This is a genomic window from Saccharothrix hoggarensis (genome assembly GCF_042678885.1).
Taxonomy (GTDB): domain Bacteria; phylum Actinomycetota; class Actinomycetes; order Mycobacteriales; family Pseudonocardiaceae; genus Actinosynnema; species Actinosynnema hoggarensis.
Genome location: NZ_JBHTLK010000528.1, coordinates 1 through 636, shown reverse-complemented (window position 1 = coordinate 636; position 636 = coordinate 1). Strand labels below are relative to the sequence as shown.

At 71.5% G+C, this 636-nt stretch carries 1 protein-coding gene; it reads left to right on the top strand.

The window, feature by feature from the left end; all coding sequences use genetic code 11:
* The coding region (locus ACFQ3T_RS36940) for an ATP-binding cassette domain-containing protein (protein ID WP_380730859.1) at positions 1-636 on the top strand (636 nt) is incomplete at both ends.

Genomic DNA, 636 nt, shown 5'->3' with positions numbered 1-636 from the left:
TGGACGCCGACGAGGTCGCGGAGCTGTTCCGGATCATCCGGGTGCTGCGCGACGAAGGCGTGGCGGTGCTGTTCGTGACCCACTTCCTGGAACAGGTCTACGAGATCTCCGACCGGATCACGGTGCTGCGCAACGGCCGCCTCGTCGGCGAGCACGCCACCGCCTCGCTCAGCCGCATCGACCTCGTGTCGGCGATGCTCGGCCGTGAGATGGGCCTGCTGGACGAGATCGAGCGCCGCTCGGGCAAGCCCGGCGAGACGTTTTTGCTGGCCGAAGGCGTGGGCCGCAAGGGCTCCGTCGCACCGTTCGACCTGGAGATCCGGGCGGGCGAGGTCGTCGGGCTGGCCGGGCTGCTGGGCTCGGGCCGCACGGAGGTCGCGCGGCTGCTGTTCGGCGCGGACAAGGCCGACTCCGGTCGCGTCGTGGTCGGGGGCAGGCAGCTGCGGCTTACCGGGCCGCGGGCCGGGATCGAGGCCGGTGTCGCGTTCTCCTCTGAGGACCGCAAGGCCGAGGGCATCGTGGCCGACCTGAGCGTGCGGGACAATCTGATCCTGGCGATGCAGGCCGCGCGCGGCTGGGCTCGGCCGGTGCCGCGCAAGCTCGCCGACGAGCTGGTGGCCAAGTACATCGACCTGC